Origin of the sequence: Thermoactinomyces daqus (assembly GCF_000763315.1) — a bacterium.
GTDB classification, from domain to species: domain Bacteria; phylum Bacillota; class Bacilli; order Thermoactinomycetales; family Thermoactinomycetaceae; genus Thermoactinomyces_A; species Thermoactinomyces_A daqus.
In genome coordinates this window covers 114,036-135,693 of the sequence record NZ_JPST01000012.1, presented here as the reverse complement: position 1 = coordinate 135,693, position 21,658 = coordinate 114,036, and the positions used below count along the sequence as shown (strand labels likewise).

Genomic DNA, 21,658 nt, shown 5'->3' with positions numbered 1-21,658 from the left:
TCCTCCTGTTCCTGTTGACAAAGACCTCAGCCTCTACTGTTTATCCTTTTCATTTTTCCCCGCATCCGCCTGCCTAAACACTTGACTGCCCCGCTTGTATTCCACATCGGAAACGTTGGCTCTGGCATTGACGGCACGGGCCGCTGTGAAGAAAAAGTCGGACAAACGATTGAGGTAACGGCGTACCTCATCATTGGTCTCCTGCTGCGCACAGAGTGTGACCACGCGCCGCTCGGCCCTGCGCGCGACCACCCTGCAGACGTGAAGCGCAGATGCTCCCGGGGAACCACCGGGCAAAATGAAGCGCTGAAGCGGCTTGCATTCAGCATCGTATTTGTCGATCCACTCTTCCAAACGGGTCACCATTTCCGCAGAAACCTTGTACTGGCGGCTTTTGCCCGCTTGCGCCAAGTCTGCACCGGCATCAAACAGTTCGTGCTGGATTTCCGTCAGATCCTGAATCAGATCCTCATCCCGTTTTGCGTCCAGGCGGATCACCGCTTCGCCGACGAAAGCATTTAACTCATCCACCGTCCCGTATGCTTCAACCCTGACATCATCCTTACTGACACGCCCTCCGATCAGGCCGGTTTTCCCTTCATCACCGGTTCGGGTGTAGATTTTCATTTTTTCTCCTCCTTTGCGGGTTGCAAAAAAACTTGCGGAACGTGAAGCGTCGGATGCGTCATAAGCAGTGGCGTCACCCCATATGCCTCTTCGATCCTCTCCCGGGTGATAACCGCTTTTGGAACACCGCTGGTCACCATCCGGCCTTCTTTCAGCAAAACCAGCCGGTCGCAATATTGCGCTGCCAAGTTGAGGTCATGCAGCACAATCAGGATGGTGAGGCCGCATTCAGACTGCCACTTTTTCAGTAAATCTAAAATCGCCAGCTGATGCCGGATGTCCAAAAAAGTCGTGGGTTCATCCAAAACCAATAATTCCGGTTCCTGGGCCATCGTTCGCGCAATCGCCACCCGCTGCCGTTCCCCGCCGCTCAGCTCGGCCAGTTGCCGTTGTTTCATCGGCCAGAGCCCGGTTTGCCGCAGCACGGAATCACACACATCGAAATCACGCCCGGAGGCCCATGACCACCTGCTTTGGTACGGATAACGGCCCATTTTCACAACTTCTTCGACTGTAAATTCGATCTCTCCCAGCGGTTCCTGGGCCAGGACGGCGACAATCCGCGCTCTTTCCTTGGGCGAATACGTGTCGATCCGCTCTCCCTTCAGCCTCACCTCGCCGCTGTCCGCTTTCCATTCGCCCGTAAGACAACGGATGAGCGTGCTTTTGCCGCTGCCGTTTGCCCCCAGAACGCCAACCATTTCCCCTTTCTCCACACACAGATCGATCTCCTGTAACAGCCAGCGGCCGCCGGCTTTTTTCCCCAACCGGGCTGCCTGAAGCATGGTGCCCCCTCCTTTCTATTCCCCTTTTTTCCGCTGATGCCGCTTGAGGATCAATGCGAAAAAAGGCACCCCGACAAAAGAGGTGATCACTCCGATCGGCAACTCGGCGGGAGCGATCAGCGTCCGCGCCAGACAATCCGCCAGCAGAAGCAAGATCGCCCCGGCCAATGCAGACAGGGGAAGCAGAGAGCGATGGTCGGCGCCGGTCAACATGCGCATGATGTGAGGGATCACCAATCCGACAAAGCCGATCATGCCGGAGACGGCCACGGCCGCGCTGGTCATCATCGATGCGATGAGAAGCAGGCAAACTCTCGTTTTTGCCACATTGACCCCGAGATGGGCCGCCGCGCGTTCCCCCAGTGCCATCAGATTGAGATCGGCGCTCATCAGCCAGCAGGCAGGAAAACCGATGAGTAAAAAGGGAAATACCGCACCCACCTGGTTCCAGTCCCCCAGCGAAAACCCGCCCATCAGCCAGAATTGAATCCGCTGCATCTCTTCCGGTTTAAATGACAGGGCAAAGGTGAGCAGCGCGGCAAAAAAACTCTGGACAACGACTCCGGACAAGATGAGGGAGATCACGTTGAGTCCTGAACGCCCGCGGGCAAGCATCAGCACCAGCGCCAGTGCGAGGCAGGCCCCGGCAAAGGCAAAGGCGGGCAGCGACCAGCCTCCCAGCAATGCCGCACCCCAACTGGTCACAATCGCCAAAACTGCCCCGACCGATGCCCCGGAGGAAACCCCCAGAATATAGGGATCAGCCAGGGGATTTTGCAATATCCCCTGATAAACCACGCCGGCGATGGCCAAAATCGCCCCGACCAAAGCCACCAACAACACCCGCGGCAGCCTTAATTGCCAAATGATCACGGCATCGGTGGCGTTAATTCCGCTTCCGTTGCCCACGCCCCATTTTTCCCCGATCACTTTCCAGACGGTCATCATGTCAATATGTGTGCTGCCGAGCGAGACCGACAGTGAGAAAGTGAAAAGGAGGCAGAGGAAAAGTCCCCCGCCCCAGATCAGCTTCTTTGGCCGGCCCTTCACTTTGACTTCCCGCCAAAAAGTTCAGGATAGAGAAGCGATGCGATCTGTTTCACGCCCTGAAATATGCGCGGCCCCGGGCGATTGGTCAAATCAGGGTCAAGCGCGTGGACGCGGTGGTTTTTCACGGCACTGATCGAAGACCAGCCCGGACGGGACAAAATCTCTTTTTCCCCGCCGTGAAAAGTGATGATTACGTCGGGATTCCATTTGACTACCTGTTCGGGAGAAACCTTGGGCCAGCCCTTTAATCCGCCGGCCACGTTTTGCCCTCCGGCAGCGGTGACCAGCTCATTCATGAAGGTATCCCCGCCCGTGGTGAACAGATTGGGATCCAGTTCGATCCATACCTTCATCCGTTTGTCCTTGGGAACCCCGGCAATCTTGTCGGCAATCTCTTTCCGCTCTTTTTCCATTCCGTCAATCAGTTGTTTGGCTTCCGGGAGATGATTGGTCGCTTCAGCTGTGACGTTGATCGAGCGATAAACGTCCTGAATGCTGTTCGCCCCCAGCACCAACACGGGAATGCCCAGCTTTCTCAACCGTTCGATCGTCTGCTTGTCATTCGCCGTATTGGCCAGCACCAAATCAGGCTTGAGCGCGACCACCTGCTCCACATTGATCGTGAAGTCTCCCACTTTTGGCAATTTTTTCACCTGGGCCGGATAATCGTCATTGGCCGTCACCCCGACCACTTCTTTGTCCAAATGAAGGGCAAAGGCGATTTCCGTATTGCTCGGAATAAGCGAAACGATCCGCTTCGGCTCTTTTTTGATCGTCGTCACTTCTCCGGCCATATCCTTCACTTGCACCGGATAGCTGGTCCCCGACGCTTTCGGCGTTGTTTGCCCGGCAGGATTATTTGCGCCCGCACATCCGGCCAACGTAAACAAGAGCACAAACGATAAACATAAGACCATGACACGATTAAGTTTACGCAATCTGATCAACCCCCTCCTGTTCGGCTCGATTCATGAAAAAACCTGTGCCGGCCTTAAAGGGCACAGGAAGGAGAATGGCATGCGAAAACAGGGGGGTTCGGATACAACCCCTTTGCGCATACGTCTCTCCTTTACCTCGAAGGAGAACGCAGATGGATTGAAAAAGGCAGGTCTCCTGGCTTATGGTTCATCGTCGGGCCGCGCCTTCCCATCCGTCCGGACAGTGGCATCAACGGCAGCCGTCCTCCCCAATCACAGTGGCGGGACCGCGCCGGATTCTCACCGGCTTCCCTCTTCGCTTTCCCGTAAAAAGAAAGACCTTTTTCTCCATGCACTTCGTTCGTTATCATTATAGAAGAAGAGGATGAGGGTTGGCAATTTTCAAACCAGATGAAAAAAGGAGGATTCTTCAATGCCGGCACATCCATTTACAATTGAATTGAACAAGGAAAACCGGGTGATCCGCGGGGATCTGTTTCTTCCTTCCGCCGGGGGCAAACATCCGGTTGTCATCATTTGCCACGGTTTCAAAGGATTCAAGGACTGGTCTTTTTTTCCGGTGATCGGCAAGCGCCTCGCCGGCAAAGGGATCGCAGCGATCACGTTTAATTTTTCCATGAACGGCATCGGTGAAGATTTGCAGAGCTTTACACAGCTGGACAAATTCGCTCACCTGACCTTTACCCGGGAGCAGGAAGACTTGTCCGTTTTGCTCAGCCATCTGAAACAAGGCCGTCTGCCCGGGGCAGAGCAACTGGATGTGGAGCGCATCGGCCTTCTGGGCCACAGCCGCGGCGGGGGAAACAGCCTCATCTTTGCCCTTGATCATCCCGGGGAAATCCGTGCCGTAGCCATTTTCAACAGCATCCACCGCCCCGACTTTTTCGCTGCGGAAGTGATGGAGGAAATCCGGCAAAAGGGAATCGGCTATGTCACCAATGCGCGGACGAAACAACAGCTTCCGATCGACCGTGAAGTGTTGGACGACATTGAAGCCAACCGGGAACGCTTCCAGTTCATGGACCGACTGCCTGAACTGAAGCAGCCCCTGCTGATCATCCAGGGCGACGAAGATCTCCCCGGCTTTTTGCAAGGAGCCGAACAAATGGCCAAACGCGCTCCCCATGCGTCGATGCATATCATCCGCGGGGCTGATCACACGTTTCGTTCGGTGCATCCTTTTGCCGGAATCTCCCCGCAGCTGGAAGAGGCGCTGAACCTGACAACAGACTTTTTCCTGGCGGAGTTTTAGAGAATCTCTGAAAAAATATCGGCATTGTTTCTCTGGTATTTTCGATTCTGTTGGTTTTCATTTCACATCCAACATATTTATAAAAAAACGCCATTCTTTCTGAAGGTATTTGAAGGAATGGCGTTTTTCAAGGGAACAAAATTTATGTGGTTTGATTGGGATCAAATGATTGCAAAAGACCGAGTTACAGCCTGTTTATTTACCTGGATGCCCCAACAATGCGGCGATATCTTTATCGGTTGATAAATCTGCTCTCACCCAGGCATCATGAGGCCGGTCATTCTCTACAAGATAACGATAGGTTCCGCTGGAAAGATTGGAAAATGTAAAATAATGATTATCACCATCTTTATATACTCGTGTGCTAGACAAGGTTACCCAACTGCGCCACTCAATTTTTGTAAGTATACACCCACTGTTTCATTTTTATTGCCATCATTATTTGCAATCACGCGAGCATAGATTTTATCCCCGCTAGAATAGCACAGATTACTGGTTCCAATATGGCCATTCGGGGGGAGGCGTAAATAATCATTGTGCAGCCCAATCCGAACAAGCTGCTTCTACCTGACTTACATTCACAAAAGGCAAACTGAGAATGGAGATGAAAAAAAGAAGAGATAAAACGATCGGTTTTATCTTTTTCAAAGATCCACCCTCCTGATATAATTTAATAATTACATTATGTAATAAATTCACTATTATTCAATATAATAATATTAAACAAAAAATTATGCTTATTGATTTGAAAATCTCTCATATCATGTACCTTCTCTTTTACCAAATAAACTTTGATTCATTAAAATATGAAGGAGCGAATTTTATTCCTAAAAAACCTTATAGTTGCCATGTATTTTATAACCCACAATCGCAACTGTCGTACTGGAAATAATCTTTATGAATGTCCATCATAAAAAGAAATTATCATACTGCCTTGATTCGAGATATAATAAAAAAATAGCATAGGAACGTCTAAGAGAAATCAGTCAGAAATGGGTGAAATGATGGTTGAACCTCCATATGAGGAAAAATGCTGCCCTGCCGAAGGGCGTAAAAGCCACCACCCGCCGAAAATAAAAAACAACCTTATCTCCCGGCTCAACCGGGTGGAAGGGCAGATTCGCGGCGTAAAAAAAATGATTGAAAATGATACCTACTGCGACGATGTGCTCAATCAGATCGCAGCGATTCAATCCGCATTGAACAGTGTGGGGAAAATTCTTCTCGAAGGGCATCTGCGCAGCTGCGTGGTGGAACGGTTGCAGGAAGGCGACATTGAAGTGATCGACGAATTGCTCATTACGGTGAAAAAACTGATGAAATGAACGGCAGTCGCCGGATCCCCGAATCATGGCAAAACCGGGAGGTACACGGTGCTTCCCTGATTCTTCCCACACCCCTGCCGGCCGATCAGAGAGGCACCGCTATCCGGCCTGCGAATTCGGTAAAATAAAAAAATCCGGGTGATTTACCCGAATTTTTATCCAAACTTAAATCATGACGGAGGAGACATTGCTTTCAAATATTTTTACGCCTGCTTTCTCCCGCATCATGACCAGGTATTGGGTATATAGCCGCCAAAGCGCCTGCCAAACCGGGTCCGTAAACGGTTTGTAGACAACGTTTAACCCGATTGCTTGCGCCTCCTGATAGTTAATTACCGAACCGTGATTGGGGTATTTGTCAATGTTGATCAATGTCTCGGCAATCTGTTTGGCCTTGAGCGGATGATTCTTGTACATCGACCGCCGGAGCCACTTCACCGCCAAACGTTTGGAATGTTCAATCGATTTGTGGCAGAAATCGATCAAAGCTGCGTCAACTCCCTGCAAAAACGGCAGATAAGCCGAGTTGAGGGGTTGTCCATTGGCATGTTCTCTCTTGATGATTTCCAATCCATTCAGAAACGCTTGGGCCGGCCGGTACTGATAACCGAAAACCGTGGGAATGGAAATTTGCGGATCGATCGGCCCCAGTTCCGACGTATTGCTCATCATGATTTCATCGGCCGCCAAACTGATCAATGTCGCTGCACTTTTGGCCGCCTGGGGAACTACAACGCGCAAATGCTTCGTCTTGGAGAGCAATGTATGCACAAGGGTTTCGGCAGCATTCGGATCACCGCCCGGACTTTCGATCACCAGATCGACATCGCTGTTCTCATCAAGGGAAGAAACAATTTCATAAAACGGAGCGATATCTTCTCTGGTGATCGCGCTGTCAGGATGTGACAAATTGGCTAAATAAACCAGGATTCTTCGCCCCGTTGCCTGTTCAATCTCCTTGATAAATTCCTGCCTTTCATAGCGGTCGCGGTGAACGGCATGATAAAGCGGTGTCTGCTTTGGCAAAGAAAGCTGTTGGTAATCCATGGAATCCCCTTTTCTCTTTGGATTAGACCCGGTACGGGCGACCGTACAACTTTTCTTTGGATGGCTTGATTCCCATCGTTTCCATATCTCTTTTCAGCTTTTGTACCGACTTCGTGAAATTTTCGTATTCGCTTTCTTTTTTCCATTTGACAAGCGCGTCTTCTTTCGCGGCCAATAAAGCATCGAACATGGCATACAACCCTCCTCCAGCCAGCATACCTTAAGTATACTATATGCGAAACATTTCAGAAAGATGCAGGTAATTCTCACCGGCAAAAAATCCTTTTTTGACACTTCCTCGCCGCTGTTCCTCCCGATCTCCCCCGATTTTCCACATCTTGAATTCTATTGATCGATTTGCCCGATCTTTGCTAGACTGAAACTAATCGATTCTGCCAGAGCGAATCTCGATCGTTGAAATATACTTATGCAAAGGAGCTTTTTCCGTGAAAAAAATCGGTATCCTACGCCCGCTTGTTCATCAGGGGGCGGCCCCCGTCGAATACGCCCTGCAACTGGATGACCAGGAAATCGGGCTGAACGCGCGGTTGGGACAAGAAGTACAAATCACGTTCCTCGGTGAGCGAAACTGCATCTTTTGCGGCCGCAAAACGAAAAAGTTTTACGGCAACAACAGCTCCTGTTTTAACTGTTTTCGCAAACTGCCGGACAATGACATTTGCATCGTCAGGCCGGAACGCTGCCATTTTCATGAAGGAACCTGCCGTGACCCCGAATTTGGCCGGCATCACTGCATGCAGCCCCATATCGTCTACCTGGCTCTGTCCAGCGATGTCAAAGTGGGCATCACGCGAAAAACCAACCGGCTGAAACGCTGGGTCGATCAGGGAGCGGTCGCGGCCCTGCCGTTGATGGAAGTGCCCACCCGAAAAGATGCCGGCGAAATCGAAGTTTTCCTCTCCCAATACATCACCGACAAGACCAACTGGCGCAAAATGTTGAAAAACGAAACAGCCGACATCGATTTGCTGCAAACCCGGGCTGATTTAATCGAAAAATTGCCGGACGCATACCGCCGCTATCTGATCGAGGAGCCGCAAGTGCTTCAGTTCGATTACCCACACATCGGCACCCCGACGAAGATCACCTCGTTTAATCTGGAAAAACAGGAGACAATCAGCGGAAAACTGATCGGCGTCAAAGCGCAGTACCTCATCCTGGACAACGGCGTGTTTGGTGTGCGCAAACATGCGGGGTTCAAGGTGGCGCTGGAATTTTGAGAAGCAGGGAAAAAACCTGCTTTTTTTTGTGCGCATCCATTTTATTTCAGCCGAAACGGGTTTCTAAAGCGGTAGGGTGGTTCAAAGCGCTTGATCCGTTTCCATTTCGGCCGAATCCGGTACAAGATCAGCCCCCCGACCACGATAATCACCATCCACACATAGATTTGGGTGGCCAGCACAACGGCAAAGATAATCATCGCCGTCGTGGTCAGCAACGTGGAAACAAACAGCACCCGTGTCGTAAGCAGACTGAAAAGGTAGATCAAGATGCCGATGAGAATCAGCAGAGGGCTTAAAATCAGCAGCGCCCCGGCAGCCACGCCGATCCCGGTGCCCCCCCGGAAGCCGAGAAACACCGAATACAAACTGCCGACCACTACAGCCACAGCAGCCAGGTAGGCTCCCATCCAGCCGGCGACCGAAAAGCCGATCAGCGTCGCCGCCATCCCCTTTACCAGATCAATGACGATCAGGACAAATGCCTCCCGCCGGTTCAATACGGAAAAGGAAGGAAGACGAAGGCGATAGGCCGGCTTCGTGACCACCCACCAATCAAACGGGAGGGCGCCGATGAAATAGGCGATGATGATCGATATGAGTAAGGCCATCCCTCTCTTCCTCCTTTCTACAGATTGGGCAACCGGCGAAAGATCAGCAGCACCAACAGCATCAATCCGCAATAGCCGAACAGCGGGTATAAGTAACGAACCAATGCGGGAAAGCCAAACAGGGAAAACAGATAGCCCAATACAAAAATCAGGGCAACGATCGGACGATCGGAAAGCGGAATCATCTGTCGAAGATTGGCCGTCAAGCCGTACACATTGCCGACGAGGGTGGTGAAAATCTCCGCCCAAATCGTCACCAAAAATAAATATTTCATTCCCGCCCCCAAAGTGCTGATCACATAGGCCATCGGGATTTCCAAATGAGCCACTTCACTCCAATGCACTTGCATCGCAAAATTGAAGGCAAGCAGCATCACACCAAGTCCAAGGCCGCCGATCCAGGCGCCCAGGCGGATGGTGCTTTCATCCTCGATTTCGGCACCGAGCGGAACCAGCACGGCCTGCATCATGACCAAATTAAAAGCGACATACACAATGGCGGCCAGAAACCAGTGATGGTGCAGCGGCTCTTCCGGGAAAGTAATCAGAAGTGATCCCGGATGGCTGCCCCATGCGTAAATCGCGACGAGAACGGTGAACAAAAACATGAACGGAACGACCAGAGTGTTAATCGATAAAATGCCATCCATCCCGCGCAAAATCACAATAAAGGAGAATAAAGCCGTTAAAATGACGCCCAGATGGAAGGAAAAACCCAACTGCTCCTGAAACAGTGCCCCTGTCCCCGACATCATCGCCGTGGTGACGCCAAACAGCATCAGCCCCACCAATAAGGTCATCAAGCGCCCCCAGCGCTCACCAAACAGATACGTATTGAATTCTTCATAAGAAAACGCCCTCAACCGGGCGCCCATCAACATCATGCGCGATCCCAACCAGGCGAACAGGCCCGTTGCCAGCAGCACTCCCCAGATGCTCTCCTCGCCAAAGGAGGTAAAAAATTGCAATATCTCCTGCCCGGATGCAAATCCGGCCCCGATCACCGTTCCGATATAGGTAAACCCGACGCGGCTGGCACGCTGCCATCTGCCAAATGCATGCAAGGCAATCCACGTCCCTTCTCTATTCTGGTTAGGACTAGTTTATGAAAACGGGCATAAGAAAAGACCAGCGAAAGTTCGCTGGTCTTTTCCAGGGCTGCGACTACCACCAGCCGCCGCCACCTCCACCGCCACCTTTTGGCGGTTTGTCGTTTCCTCCGGTTGAGCCGCCATCCTGGCCGCCACCATCTTGGGTACCACCGCCATTCTGGCCGCCATCAGACGGAGGAGGATTGAAAATGCCGCCGGGATTATTCCCGTTTTGGCCACCATTCTGGCCATTCTGGCCGTTTTGGTCGTTCGTGTTTCCGTTTGGATCCGGGTTTTCCGGCTTTTTTGGTGATAGGGTCACCGTCACCGAATTACTTTCTTTTTGCGCTGCACCGGGATCGGTTGCCTGCGTGTCAATCGCTACCACTTTATACGTGTAGGATTTGGACTGAGCAGCACCGCCACCGATGATTTTATCCCAGAATCCGCCGTCTCCGCCATCTCCTCCGGAAGCTGCCGGCGGTTTGGCATCGGTATCTTTATAGCTGGTCGAACCCGGACCAAGCTCCGCAATCATTTGCCCGTCGCGGAACACCTGATATTTCACCCGGTTGGGCTGAGCCTGCCATTGCAGCAGAACGCCATCCTCTTGGGATACGGCAGTCAGATGCGGAGCATGCAGCTCAAACGGCGGCTGTGGATCAGGAACCCCAAAATTGCTGAAGTGTTTCGGCGGTTTATCGTCGGTCAACTTCTTCATCACGTAGGAGAAGATTTTTGCCGGCGCCGTTCCCCCGGTCATCTTGACGTAGTCGTCACCGGAGTAACCCGGGTAGAATACGTCAACCGCACAGACAAGATCAGGCGTATAGCCGACAAACCAGCCGGATTTCTCTCCGTTAATCGTTCCCGTCTTACCGGCCACATCCCAACCGTTATGCAATCCGGCAAATGTGGAACCCGTACCCTCACTCACTACTTTTTTCAGCATCCTCGTCATATAGTAAGCTGTTTTCTTCGAGAATACATTGGTAGGAGTGTCTTCAATCGGATGTTTTCGTTTCCTGACGTCGCCATCCGCATCCACCACTTTCACGATGGCATGCGGGGTATAATAATAACCACCGTTGGGGAAGACGGAATAGGCTCCGGCCATTTGCACCGTATTTACCCCATTGGTCAAACCGCCAAGACCCAAGGCAGCATACGCCTGGTCATTTGGTACAAGATTGAGGCCCAGTTTTTGGGCATATTCGAAGGCCACAGGCAATGTCACGACATCGTGCAACAGGTTAAGCGTCGACAGGTTGTACGATTCCTCCACCATTTTTTCCATCCGGATATCACCGAAGCTGCCCGGTTCATAGTTTTGCGGATGCCAAGTACCGGCCCAGTCGACGGGTTTGTCGTGAACAATCGAATACTCATTGTAATCATGTTTCTCAATCGCCGGTGAATAGACCGTGAGCGGCTTGATCGATGAACCCGGCTGATGCAGTTCCAAAGCCCGGATATGAGCGGTATGGACAAAGTTCCGTCCGCCGCCGATGGCACGAATCCCGCCTGTTTTGGGGTCAATCACGGTAATTCCCGCATCGGCATCCACTTTGCCTCCGCCCGCTGTCAGCTTTGTGCCGGAAGCGTTGGTAAAGAGGCTGTCTTTCTTCAGAGCTTCCTGCACCGCACCTTGCGCCTTGGGATCAAGCGCCGTATAAATCTGGTAGCTTCCCGTTGCCAAATCATCCGGATCGATGCCATATTCCTCTTTCAGCTCTTTTTGAATCAGATCCTTGTACGCGTCAAAATCGCTCTTCTTGGCGTATTTCTCCGCACAGTTTTCACAAGGGTTCAAAGGCGTTTGCGCCAGTTTATCCGCTTCTGCCTGCGAAATCAGCGGAGGCATCACATCATCAACCGGCATGACCTGCGTCAAAATGACGTTTCGGCGTTCCAGTGCTTTTTCTTTGTGCCGGATCGGGTTATACAACGACGGCCCTTTCGGCATCCCGGCCAGCATGGCCGCATCCTGCACCGGAAGCTCTTGCTTTTTCAAATCGTAGCCAAAATAGGATTTGGCCGCCATCTGCACCCCGGCGATGTTGCCGCCGAAGCTGATGTAGTTGAGATACGCTTCGAGAATCTGCTTTTTCGGATCTTTTCCCTCTTCTTTCAGTTTTCGCTCCAGGTTGAGCGCACAACCGATCTCTTTAATTTTACGGGTATACGTTTTGGCAGAGTTCTCCAACACGATGTTTTTGCAGACCTGCTGGGTGATCGTACTGGCCCCTTCCGCTTTATCCATGGAGATGACATCCTTGACAACCGCCCGGGCCAGCCCCTGGAAGTCCACCCCGTGGTGTTGGTAGAAACGGCGGTCCTCGGTCTTCACAAATGTGTTGACCATCAGTTTATTATGCTTGAGCAGTTCATCCATACTGATCCATTCGCGGTTGTCATACCCGAAGGAGTCGACCGGCTCTTGCTTATTATTGTAAGCATAGATTTTCGACGCGGCCGCGATATTGTTCTTGTTCACTTTGTTCAATTCGTTCGGGTTGGCTGACATCATGATGGCGGAACATCCACCGACCATGAGCAGAAAAGATGTTAAAAGAACCAATAAGAACCATTTCCATGTGAAAAAACGTCTCCATCCCGCTTTCTTCCCGCGCTTCCCGGGGCCCCCGGTACCTCGTCCGCCGGAGCGGGAGCGGGGACCGACTCGTTCGCTGCGAGAACGCGGCGGCATGGGCGAATACCCACTCCTCATGCTCACCTTGCGAAAATCGTCCATTGCGTTAACCTCCTGAAACACGTGTTACCTGCACACTGCTTCATCTGTATCCCAGCATCGGGATCCGCCGAATCATCCACTTCCAGGACTGCGATCTTGCATTTTTGCCAGCCTCTCATCTGTGCTATAGTAATAGCAGAGGTGAGAAAACATGCTTACACAGGCTGTCATTTTTGCGAGCCGCACAACCGGGGTGATCGGGATCGCCGCCTCCCTGTTCCTTTGGAAAACAGCCGGCATGACCGGTCTGATCCTAGGCTTGGGCGGCTCCGCTTTCTGGTTTTGGCTGGCTTTTTACATAAATAGAAAAGAAAAGAATTCTTCTAAATAGCACTTCATCATTATAGCTTAAATCATGTGAACAGGGTTTGTCGGTTTTTAAAATTATTACAGGAATATTACACAAAACTTATGCCTATTTTACATAAAATCGCGGATTTGTAAAACCCCCCGTCACCGGAATCACAGCACCGGTAATAAAATCGGAATCAGGATGGGCGAGAAAACGGACCACCCGTGCCACGTCTTCCCCCGTACCCGGACGCCCGATCGGTGTGCGGGGATCTTTTTTGCCCCGCGCTTCGGCAATCATCGCTTCCTTGTAAGGATCGCGAATGTCGCCGGGATATACCATATTGGCGGTGATGCCGTTTTCCGCTTCTTCCAGGGCCACGGTGCGCGTCAGGGTGACCAGACCCGTCTTGGCCGCGGCATAAGGCCCAAATCCCGCCCATGCCGGAGCGATTTCCGCATCCGGATAACCCAGGGTGATCAGGCGCCCGCCTCCCTGCTTGCGCATATATGGAATAATTTCCCTGAACAAGTAAAAAGCCCCGGACAGATTTCCCTCTATCATTTCCCGCCACATCGCATCCGTAAACGCGGCAACAGGCGTATGATTGAAAATGAAAGGCCCGGCCATCAGCACGAGTACATCAACCCTGCCCCAATGGTTCAAAACCCGGCGGGCCATGTCCCGGATCTCCTCCAACCGGCTCAGATCGCCTTGGATGAGATACGCCTCTTCTCCTATTTGTTCGATCTCTGCTGCCAACTTTCGGGCCGCTTCCGCGCTCTTTCGATAATTGATCACAATTCGGTATCCGTCCCGGGCCAATCCTTTTGCCACCTGCACGCCCAAGCCCCTCGGGCCGCCTGCCACCCATGCGACGGGCCGATCCGGCTTCGCCATGTTCACGTCACCCTCTCATTCTTTCATCTCTTCCATAATCTATATGAAAAAAGTGGCAAAAAAATCTGCATCGGCCCGGAATTCCATTGGCCAATCCGGCTATCCGGCCATCAGTCATGACCGCCCTGAACAGAAAAACCGGATCACCCATGTGATGATCCGGTTCATCCCGTTTCTTATTTCCGATTGGTCTCGTCGCACCCCTTCCCTTTGTTTTGCGAACAGAGCGGATGATTTAGTTGCCGATATAGACCGAGCGGATGATGGTGCGGGCAAAAGGGGACCCCTGCTTCGTTTTCCCGCGCACCTCGATGGTAAAGTTGTAGACGCCCGGCTCTGCCCCCTTGAATGCTCCGGATAAAGCGGAACCCTGCGTTGGCTTCAGGGAAAATTGCAGTCCCTTCGTCTTCTTGTTCTTCATGTCGGCAGAAGTCAGCACTTTCACCTGAGCCTGAAGGGCAGCAAGGTCCCATTTTTCCAGATGCTTGAACCGGACAGACATCGGCAGGGCATTGCGGCTCCACCTGCGCGGGAGATCGACGGAAAAGGAAGCTGCTTCCCCGCCGGAAAACATCGTGGTCAAGAGATAGGCGTCATCATGGGAACTGGAGAGGCGAACCTGCCAGTTTCCGCTTTCCGGTTTTTCCACCCGAAATTCCTGAACTGTTGCCCCTTTGAAGAAATCCTGGTCGATTCCCGACGAGTAAACGGGATTTCCTTTTTTGTATACTTTTCCGCTGGGGGAAACCAGGGAAACGTTTACATCGGAACCTTTAGTCAGCACGGCAAAAACAGCTTGCGCCAGCCCCGTCTCAACCGGAACGGTTTGCACTTCCGTTTTCCCGGTGGTCAGCGGACCGCCATGAACATACGTCTGATCAGCCGCCGGATCAGTATCCTGTGTTGCCGGTTTTGCCGCCGTCGTCACGACTGATGAAGCGGCAGCGGTGCGCAGGACGGGATCGATTTGACTGAAGGAGGCTGATCCCGTCCGAATGGAATCATGGTCAGCATGGGAGGTAAACAGGTGTCGCCCGTAAGGAAGATCGGCGCTCCAATCGTTTACCATGCCATCATTGGCCCCGTATTGGGAGAGATAAAGGCCCCCGAACCAGAGCGCGGACATAAATGGTCCCCAATCATCGCCCGCAGCAGTAAAATAGGCGTTTTTGGAAACATTGGGATTGGAGTCGATCTGCTGCCGGTATTTCTCCATTTCACCCGTCTGGAGCGAATAGACCCCGGGACTGTGCTGCCCCAACAGATCGGCCAGCCACCCGGCTCACCAGCTGTATGCCAGATTGGCCAGATCCGAACCGTAGTGCGGTGAGGAAAGGGTGACCACCTTGTTGACGTAAGGATAAGCGCCGTACTCAACCAGAGCTGCCTGGGTATCCGGCCCGCCTTTGCTGTGGGCGACAATATTCACTTTCTGACCGAAATAGGCGGAGATTTGCGCCAGCATTTGCGCGAGCAGTTTGCCGTTGTCCTCCGGTCTGGCCGATCCGTTGCCCGCCGCATCATACAACTGGACAAAAGCCGTTCTGTAACCGTTTGCATAAGCGAGTTCATACATATCATTAACCCCGTGATACCTTGTATCGCTCCACCAGTCCTGCGCCTTGCCGTTCATCCCTTGCACAAACACGATCGGCGGCTTGCTCAAATCGGCATTGGGCGGAGTCGCTCCGACAAACCAGGTTCCCGGCGTGGTGGAATTGGATGGCGGCGACAATGACTCCGTACCGGCAGAACCGGAAACAGTGACATGTCCCATCACTTTCGGCGGGGGCACTTCCGCCTTTGCTCCCTGCACGATACTCATCGGCAATGCCAGCAACAGACAAAGGGTCAAAACCAGCGCCAAACGCCATCGCGCTTTCACGTCGCAGTCATCTCCTTTATCGGGGTATTGTTATCAATATATTAATAATATTCAGTATATAATTAATAAAAACCTTCTAAATAATAATAAAAATATGCTTCAAAAACCAGACTTTTCATTCCTTAGCTGCGATTCCCACTGCCGGATTCACTCTCTGACAGCGGAAATCGCTTCATCCACACGTCTTGGTTATCACATGAATGCACTGATCCAATAAAATGATTACTAAACGCTTTCCCGCAAGCGCTCCGGCCAAGATGAACCGTCGGACACAAGCGGAGCCTGCTACCGGACAAATCCATTGTGCCCCGCGGCCAAGGCATCCTCCAGCCACTTCGGATGCATCGGAATCATCTCTTGCGGCAGTTCATCGCAGGGAAAAAAACGGATCTCCATCGACTCCCTTGAATGGACGGACAGATCACCGCCGATGATTTCCGCTTCAAAGTAGATGGTGACAAAATGAACCGTTCGCCCGTCAGGGTAATGAAAAATTTGTGAATCCGGTTCGGAATAAACTCCGATCAGCCGCACAATCCGCACCCTGAGACCTGTTTCCTCCCAGATTTCGCGGATCGCTGCCTGCTCCACCGTTTCCCCTGGTTCGACATGGCCCGAAGGAAGCCCCCATCGTTGTACATCCGCCCGTTTTTGCAGTAAAATGCGTCGCTCGCGGTCAAAGATGATCACTGCGACTGCCGGGCGGATTTCATCGATGCGCTCTTTGTCAGGCTGCACGTTATCTCTCCCCCTCAGATGCCGGAAACCCGCCCGTTTTCAACCGCTCCCATAACTGTTGCATATCCTCCGGCAGCGGCGCTTCCCATTCCAGCCACTCGCGAAAGCGGGGATGAAACAGGCGCAGGTGGAACGCATGCAACGCCTGGCGGTCGATCAACGGCGGTTCTTCGGCGATTCCATACATCTCATCTCCGATGATGGGATGGCCGATTGACGAGAGATGGATGCGGATCTGGTGCGTGCGCCCGGTTTCCAGCCGCAAGCGCAGCAAAGTGGCCCCGGGCAAGCGCTCTGCCACCTCAAAGTGAGTAACCGCCGGCGTCCCTCCTTCTCCTTCCCCGGCGTACCGGTAAACTTTGCGCTCCACATCGATTTTGATGGGCCGGTCAATCGTTCCACACTCTTCTTTCACCGCACCGTGCACGATCGCCAGATAGCTGCGTTCATAGCGTTTCGCAGCCATCTGCTCGGCCAGAAAGGCATGGGCATACGCATGCTTTCCGACCACCATCAGCCCGGAAGTGTCGCGGTCGAGACGGGTAACCGGGCGGACTTTGTGTTTTTCCCCTTTTTTCTGCCAATAATGCATCAGCCCGTTGGCCAGAGTCTGGTCGGGATACCCGCGTGTCGGATGAACCACCACCCCCGGCGGTTTTTCGATGACGATGAGATCCTCGTCTTCATACCGGACAGTAAACGGCACCGGCTGCGGGGGAATATGATCCGTCTCCTCCTCGGGAAAACGGATTTCAATCCGGTCCCCTTCCTGCACGCGCGCAGTAAAATAAATCACTTCTCCATTGACGGTCACAAAACGGCCCAATCTGAGCCGGCTCATCATCCGTCTGGAAAAGCGAAACCGATTCTTCAGCACCTGATGCAGCATTTTGCCGCTCTCTTCTTCTGTCACCTCATGGTGAAACATCGTCGTATTCATCAAACACCTCAATTGCTTCCAATAGGTCATTCACTCAATCCGGCCATCAAGTAGTATACCATGTTTCATTTCCTTGCAAGAAAAACAATCATGACCGATCCCACCCGAAGCGGGATTTAAGCAAACCCGGAAAAAGAGTCGTGCCCCTGGCCGGCCGTTGGGAACACAGGGAGGAGATTACGACCCGATATGCGTTATACCACACAGAAAAAAGCATGGAGACGTTTCCCCATGCTCAGTAAACCACACCGGTTCGTTTATGTGTTTTGGCAAAAAAGGTCGGGTCCGGATCAAAATACCGCATGTCCAGCTTCTTCACAAACTGGCCGCCCGGCGTGATATAACCCGAACCCCATGTCGGATCCATCGTCACCCAGCGCCCCCCGATTTTCGCTTCCACCCAGGCGTGGCGCTGACCTCCGGCCATTCCTTCCACAAAGCGGCTGGGAATGTCTTCGGCACGAAGCAGCGCAATCGTTAAAAAGACGTAATCCTGGCAAACGCCGGAATCGGTTCGCAGCGACTTTAACGCACTGTCATCCCAGGCAAATTCGTTTTTGCGAAACTTTTCCACATCATAGTTCATCGTTTTGGCCACATACAGATAAATATCCCTGGCTTTGGAGCGTTCCGATTGATCCCCCTCGGTAATATGCTGCGCCAGCCACTCGATCGTCGGATCATCGGACTGGATGCCCCTTGACGGCAGCAGATCGCGCAGATCTTCCTTCGCCGTGCTCTTCACATCAAACTCGGCCACCGTAAAGAAGCGGAAGTAATCCCGCTGCTTCTGCGTGATCTCCGGGACATACAGCGTCACTTTATATGTTCCGGGGCCGAAACGGAGCCAGACTTTCCCGTCAAAGCGATAGTCGTGAACCGGGATGAAGTATGTCGCCTTGTCCTCTCCTTTTTGCGTGCGCACGACCATATACCGGGTCTGTTTTGCATCCTCTGCCGACGGATCAATCGTGCCGGCAATGCGGAAGGACAAATCAGCGATGTCTCCGCTGACCTCGGGAGAGAGCAAATGGATGCCGCGCTTGCTGTAGAGCGAGGTAAACATGACCGGGCTTCGCTCCACATTTTTCGTGTGCTCGGCAAATAAAGTGGCTCCTTCAATAAACGTATCCGGTTTGTTTCGGGCCGGAACCATCACCTGAATCTCGTGAATCCCCTGCCCGTACAGCAAGGGAACCCGTTCGGCAAACCGGCCGCGGTCCGTACTGACTTCCTTGTGCCACACCTGATTCCCTTTTTTCAGCTGAATCAGCACACGCTGGATGCCGCTGCCCACACTTCCTTTTACCAGAACCTCATCGTCCGCCTGCACATAGCCTTGGGAAGGATTGGCAAGCGAAAGTCCTGCTTGTCTGGCCGTCACGCTGTAAACGATGTCGCGGCTGATCTCATCGCTCTGGTTATCTGCCGTAAAAGAGGTCATGAGATAGTAATAATTCTCTTTCTTCAGATCCGGCAGGCGCACGGAGACCTGGTAATCCCCTTTTCCTTGAAAAAAGCGGACCGTCTGCTTGAAACGCCCTTCCTTGATCGGCACATAGTAATCCATCGTGTCTGGAAGATTTCCCTTGGAATGCCCCTCGTATTGCAAATGAATCCAAACATAGGGAGAGGCCAATCTGCCGTAATCTTCCACCGTTCCCGAAATCGGCAAAGATCCGTTGGCAGAAACCCGATCGTATTTGGGTGCGTCCAGCCGTGCTTTCAATTGCTTGGCATATGGCTGCAAGACAATTGGTTGACTTATGTATGATTCTTCCAACTGTTTAATCCATTTTACAAAAGAAAAGCCCTCTTTCGGCTGGTGGGGCAACTGCGCGAATCCATCTCCGACGGACGACATTCCCAGGAGGAAGGCAGTAAGCAGCGCACAACCGGTAGCTAACCATTTCCAACTCATAAATCTCCGGCCTTTCACCCTCATTCTTTTTTTCTCATTATACCTGATCATCCCGCCATTTTGACTCCTACTATTTTTTGTCATCGATCATCCTTTTCCCTTTTTATTTTGGAAAAAATCGTGAGCCAATCGTCGGACGGGCTTTTTCAGGGCAGTGATTTCAAATAAAAAACCCCCCTGACTGCCTTTGCCAGGGGGATTATATCCGGGCATATTTCTCATACTTGCGACACAGGCTCCGGGAGAATGCTTAAAAACCGTTCTTCATCCCAGATTTCTATTCCGAGCTTTTGCGCTTTCTCCAGCTTGGAACCTGCTTTCTCGCCGGCGATGAGCAAGTCGGTCTTCTTGCTGACGCTTCCCGTCACATTGGCGCCGAGCGATTCGAGCCGGGCGGAAGCTTCATTGCGGGACATGCTTTCCAGTGTTCCCGTGATCACCACCGTTTTTCCGGCCAGGGGATGACCTTCCGCAGCAGGGAAAGCCGCATCATCCGCCCCCTTGTACTCCATATTGACGCCCGCTTCCTTGAGGCGCCGAATCGTCTCGCGAACTTCCGGTTTGGCCATGTAGGTGACAATGCTGTCCGCCATTTTGGGCCCGATCTCCTCCAACGCCGTCAGTTCTTCTTCCCCGGCCTCAAGCAGGCGCTCCATCCGTTTATAGTGGCGGGCGAGAATTTTCGCCCCCTTGGCGCCGACAAAGCGGATGCCGAGGCCGAAGATGAGCCGCTCCAGTGAATTTTCCTTGCTCGCTTCAATCGCCTGCAGCAGGTTGTTCACCGACTTTTCGCCCATCCGTTCCAGCTTCAGCAAATCTCCCTTTTGCAAGTAGTAGAGATCGGCGACCCCACGAACCAACCCGTGCTCAAACAGCTGAGTCACCACTTTTTCTCCCAATCCGTCGATATTCATCGCCCCGCGGGAGACGAAGTGGATAATCCCTTCACGGGTTTGGGCCGGGCATTCCGGGTTGATGCAGCGCAGAGCGACCTCTCCTTCCAGCCTGACCAGCCGGCTCCCGCATTCCGGGCACTCGGTCGGCATGGAAAACGGCGTTTCCTCCCCCGTGCGCTTCTCTTTGAGCACACCGACCACTTCGGGGATAATATCCCCCGCTTTTTTCACAATCACATGGTCGCCGAGCATAATCCCTTTTTCCCGGATCATGTCTTCGTTATGCAAGGAGGCGCGCTTGACGATAGTTCCGGCCAGGGGGACCGGATCCAACACGGCAGTCGGAGTGACCACGCCGGTTCGGCCGACGTTCAGTTCGATCTCGCGCAAAACGGTCACCGCTTCTTCCGCCGGAAATTTGTAGGCAATTGCCCAGCGCGGGCTTTTCGCCGTATTGCCCATCTCTTCGCGCAGACGCAAATCATCCACTTTGATGACAATCCCGTCGATATCATACGACAGGTTGGGACGCCGCTCTTTCCACTCCTCGATAAAAGCGAGCACATCCTCGATCCGCCCGACCGTGCGGCGTGCCGGATTCACCTTGAACCCGAGCCGCGAAAGCCATTCCAGCGTTTCCGCATGGGTGGACAAATGTTCCTCATCCGCCTCACCTAGGGCATAAATGAACAAATCAAGCGTCCGTTCTGCCGCCAGTTTCGGGTCAAGCTGGCGCAGCGAACCGGCAGCGGCATTACGCGGGTTGGCGAACAACGGCTCCCCGCGTTCTTCCCTCCGGCTGTTGAGACGCTCAAACGCGGCCCGGGGCATAAACGCTTCCCCGCGAACCTCCAGGGTCACAGGTTCATTGAGACGCAGCGGCAGGGAACGAATCGTTTTCAAGTTTTGCGTAATATCTTCTCCGGTCGTCCCGTCGCCCCGCGTCGCCCCGCGTACGAACAAACCGTCCTCATAGCGGAGCGAAACGGCCAGACCGTCGATCTTCAATTCGCACACGTAGCGAACCGGACGCTCCCCCGCCGCTTTTCGCACCCGCTCGTCAAATTCGCGCAAATCTTCCTCATTAAACGCGTTTCCAAGGCTTAACATCGGCGAGCTGTGCACCACTTTTTCAAAATACGGCAACGGCTCGGCACCGACGCGCTGCGTGGGGGAATCAGGGGTGATCAGTTCGGGAAACTTCTTTTCGATCTCCGTCAGCTCACGCATGAGCCGGTCGTATTCCTCATCGGAAATCACCGGATCGTCCAGCACATAATAGCGGTAATTGTGCTCATGCAAAAGTTGGCGCAATTCCTGAGCCCGTTTTTTTGCATCGTCCAAATTCAAACCGTTCATCCTCC

The 21,658-nt window shown here is 52.7% G+C and carries 20 protein-coding genes and 1 riboswitch; of the genes, 4 read left to right on the top strand and 16 right to left on the bottom strand.

The genetic code is table 11. The annotated features are described in order from the left end of the window. Positions 1-33 precede the first annotated feature (33 nt). Genes JG50_RS0105540 through JG50_RS0105525 form a run of 4 tightly spaced genes read right to left on the bottom strand, consistent with a single transcriptional unit; the run spans position 34 to position 3,400 of the window. Complete coding sequence (locus tag JG50_RS0105540) at positions 34-627, bottom strand: cob(I)yrinic acid a,c-diamide adenosyltransferase (RefSeq protein ID WP_033100107.1); 594 nt, start codon at positions 625-627, stop codon at positions 34-36. Next, on the bottom strand, positions 624-1,412 hold the full coding sequence (locus JG50_RS0105535; protein WP_052154027.1) for a heme ABC transporter ATP-binding protein: 789 nt from the start codon (positions 1,410-1,412) through the stop codon (positions 624-626). Before JG50_RS0105535 ends, JG50_RS0105540 begins: the two co-directional genes overlap by 4 nt. A gap of 15 nt (positions 1,413-1,427) precedes the next feature. Beyond that, positions 1,428-2,462: a FecCD family ABC transporter permease gene (locus JG50_RS0105530; RefSeq protein ID WP_033100106.1), complete on the bottom strand. Its 1,035-nt coding sequence runs from the start codon at positions 2,460-2,462 to the stop codon at positions 1,428-1,430. After that, positions 2,459-3,400 (bottom strand): ABC transporter substrate-binding protein, encoded by a 942-nt coding sequence (locus JG50_RS0105525; RefSeq protein WP_033100105.1) that lies wholly within the window; start codon positions 3,398-3,400, stop codon positions 2,459-2,461. Before JG50_RS0105525 ends, JG50_RS0105530 begins: the two co-directional genes overlap by 4 nt. Positions 3,401-3,548: 148 nt before the next feature. Then, positions 3,549-3,738: riboswitch (cobalamin riboswitch) on the bottom strand. Between the two features lie 74 nt (positions 3,739-3,812). Between JG50_RS0105525 and JG50_RS0105515 the strand changes: the two genes are divergently transcribed. Together JG50_RS0105515 and JG50_RS0105505 are read left to right on the top strand one after the other, a co-directional pair. After that, positions 3,813-4,652, top strand: a complete 840-nt coding sequence (locus JG50_RS0105515; RefSeq protein ID WP_033100103.1) for an alpha/beta hydrolase family protein — start codon at positions 3,813-3,815, stop codon at positions 4,650-4,652. A gap of 992 nt (positions 4,653-5,644) precedes the next feature. After that, positions 5,645-5,977, top strand: coding sequence for a metal-sensitive transcriptional regulator (locus tag JG50_RS0105505; RefSeq protein ID WP_033100101.1), 333 nt, complete (start codon positions 5,645-5,647; stop codon positions 5,975-5,977). Between the two features lie 165 nt (positions 5,978-6,142). Here the strand turns inward: JG50_RS0105505 and JG50_RS0105500 are convergent, their stop codons facing one another. Then, positions 6,143-7,024, bottom strand: a complete 882-nt coding sequence (locus tag JG50_RS0105500; RefSeq protein ID WP_033100100.1) for an SDH family Clp fold serine proteinase — start codon at positions 7,022-7,024, stop codon at positions 6,143-6,145. Between the two features lie 22 nt (positions 7,025-7,046). Continuing rightward, complete coding sequence (locus JG50_RS19995; protein WP_160173816.1) at positions 7,047-7,214, bottom strand: hypothetical protein; 168 nt, start codon at positions 7,212-7,214, stop codon at positions 7,047-7,049. A 256-nt stretch (positions 7,215-7,470) separates the two neighbouring features. Here JG50_RS19995 and JG50_RS0105495 point away from each other — a divergent pair, with 256 nt between their 5' ends. Continuing rightward, on the top strand, positions 7,471-8,265 hold the full coding sequence (locus JG50_RS0105495) for a DUF2797 domain-containing protein (protein WP_033100099.1): 795 nt from the start codon (positions 7,471-7,473) through the stop codon (positions 8,263-8,265). Between the two features lie 41 nt (positions 8,266-8,306). Here JG50_RS0105495 and JG50_RS0105490 read toward each other — a convergent pair whose 3' ends face one another. The 3 genes from JG50_RS0105490 to JG50_RS0105480 form a co-directional block, all read right to left on the bottom strand. After that, entirely contained in the window at positions 8,307-8,876 is a 570-nt protein-coding gene (locus JG50_RS0105490; RefSeq protein WP_033100098.1) for a glycerol-3-phosphate acyltransferase, read from the bottom strand. Positions 8,877-8,893: 17 nt separating this feature from the next. Then, positions 8,894-9,940: a YkvI family membrane protein gene (locus JG50_RS0105485; protein ID WP_033100097.1), complete on the bottom strand. Its 1,047-nt coding sequence runs from the start codon at positions 9,938-9,940 to the stop codon at positions 8,894-8,896. Positions 9,941-10,040: 100 nt separating this feature from the next. After that, positions 10,041-12,722 carry a transglycosylase domain-containing protein gene (locus tag JG50_RS0105480; protein ID WP_033100096.1) on the bottom strand — a complete coding sequence of 894 codons (2,682 nt, stop codon included), beginning with the start codon at positions 12,720-12,722 and terminating at the stop codon, positions 10,041-10,043. A 151-nt stretch (positions 12,723-12,873) separates the two neighbouring features. Between JG50_RS0105480 and JG50_RS0105475 the strand changes: the two genes are divergently transcribed. Further along, positions 12,874-13,053, top strand: coding sequence for a hypothetical protein (locus tag JG50_RS0105475; RefSeq protein ID WP_033100095.1), 180 nt, complete (start codon positions 12,874-12,876; stop codon positions 13,051-13,053). 84 nt (positions 13,054-13,137) lie between these two features. Here the strand turns inward: JG50_RS0105475 and JG50_RS0105470 are convergent, their stop codons facing one another. From JG50_RS0105470 to ligA, 7 genes are all read right to left on the bottom strand, one after another. Next, the gene (locus JG50_RS0105470) at positions 13,138-13,914 is read right to left on the bottom strand and encodes an SDR family oxidoreductase (RefSeq protein ID WP_033100094.1); all 777 of its coding nucleotides are present in this window, start codon (positions 13,912-13,914) and stop codon (positions 13,138-13,140) included. A 235-nt stretch (positions 13,915-14,149) separates the two neighbouring features. Beyond that, on the bottom strand, positions 14,150-15,175 hold the full coding sequence (locus tag JG50_RS18115; RefSeq protein WP_052154025.1) for a hypothetical protein: 1,026 nt from the start codon (positions 15,173-15,175) through the stop codon (positions 14,150-14,152). 21 nt (positions 15,176-15,196) lie between these two features. Beyond that, positions 15,197-15,799 carry an esterase/lipase family protein gene (locus JG50_RS18685; protein ID WP_052154024.1) on the bottom strand — a complete coding sequence of 201 codons (603 nt, stop codon included), beginning with the start codon at positions 15,797-15,799 and terminating at the stop codon, positions 15,197-15,199. Between the two features lie 285 nt (positions 15,800-16,084). After that, positions 16,085-16,537, bottom strand: a complete 453-nt coding sequence (locus tag JG50_RS0105460) for an NUDIX domain-containing protein (RefSeq protein WP_033100093.1) — start codon at positions 16,535-16,537, stop codon at positions 16,085-16,087. A 1-nt stretch (position 16,538) separates the two neighbouring features. Next, positions 16,539-17,477, bottom strand: a complete 939-nt coding sequence (locus JG50_RS0105455) for an RluA family pseudouridine synthase (RefSeq protein ID WP_033100092.1) — start codon at positions 17,475-17,477, stop codon at positions 16,539-16,541. 235 nt (positions 17,478-17,712) lie between these two features. Then, positions 17,713-19,398 (bottom strand): transglutaminase domain-containing protein, encoded by a 1,686-nt coding sequence (locus tag JG50_RS0105450; RefSeq protein ID WP_033100172.1) that lies wholly within the window; start codon positions 19,396-19,398, stop codon positions 17,713-17,715. 218 nt (positions 19,399-19,616) lie between these two features. After that, positions 19,617-21,653 (bottom strand): NAD-dependent DNA ligase LigA, encoded by a 2,037-nt coding sequence (gene ligA / locus JG50_RS0105445; protein ID WP_181735414.1) that lies wholly within the window; start codon positions 21,651-21,653, stop codon positions 19,617-19,619. Between the last annotated feature and the right edge of the window lie 5 nt (positions 21,654-21,658).

What these genes read in the sequence shown, in the direction of transcription:
- JG50_RS0105505 (WP_033100101.1), top strand. Translation starts at nt 5,645, where the DNA reads ATGGGTGAAATGATGGTTGAACCTCCATATGAGGAAAAATGCTGCCCT.
- JG50_RS0105455 (WP_033100092.1), bottom strand. Translation starts at nt 17,477, where the DNA reads ATGAATACGACGATGTTTCACCATGAGGTGACAGAAGAAGAGAGCGGC.
- JG50_RS0105540 (WP_033100107.1), bottom strand. Translation starts at nt 627, where the DNA reads ATGAAAATCTACACCCGAACCGGTGATGAAGGGAAAACCGGCCTGATC.
- JG50_RS0105515 (WP_033100103.1), top strand. Translation starts at nt 3,813, where the DNA reads ATGCCGGCACATCCATTTACAATTGAATTGAACAAGGAAAACCGGGTG.
- JG50_RS19995 (WP_160173816.1), bottom strand. Translation starts at nt 7,214, where the DNA reads ATGTTCGATGCTTTATTGGCCGCGAAAGAAGACGCGCTTGTCAAATGG.
- JG50_RS0105480 (WP_033100096.1), bottom strand. Translation starts at nt 12,722, where the DNA reads ATGGACGATTTTCGCAAGGTGAGCATGAGGAGTGGGTATTCGCCCATG.
- JG50_RS0105535 (WP_052154027.1), bottom strand. Translation starts at nt 1,412, where the DNA reads ATGCTTCAGGCAGCCCGGTTGGGGAAAAAAGCCGGCGGCCGCTGGCTG.
- JG50_RS0105470 (WP_033100094.1), bottom strand. Translation starts at nt 13,914, where the DNA reads ATGGCGAAGCCGGATCGGCCCGTCGCATGGGTGGCAGGCGGCCCGAGG.
- ligA (WP_181735414.1), bottom strand. Translation starts at nt 21,653, where the DNA reads ATGAACGGTTTGAATTTGGACGATGCAAAAAAACGGGCTCAGGAATTG.
- JG50_RS0105450 (WP_033100172.1), bottom strand. Translation starts at nt 19,398, where the DNA reads ATGAGTTGGAAATGGTTAGCTACCGGTTGTGCGCTGCTTACTGCCTTC.
- JG50_RS0105500 (WP_033100100.1), bottom strand. Translation starts at nt 7,024, where the DNA reads ATGGATTACCAACAGCTTTCTTTGCCAAAGCAGACACCGCTTTATCAT.
- JG50_RS0105475 (WP_033100095.1), top strand. Translation starts at nt 12,874, where the DNA reads ATGCTTACACAGGCTGTCATTTTTGCGAGCCGCACAACCGGGGTGATC.
- JG50_RS0105490 (WP_033100098.1), bottom strand. Translation starts at nt 8,876, where the DNA reads ATGGCCTTACTCATATCGATCATCATCGCCTATTTCATCGGCGCCCTC.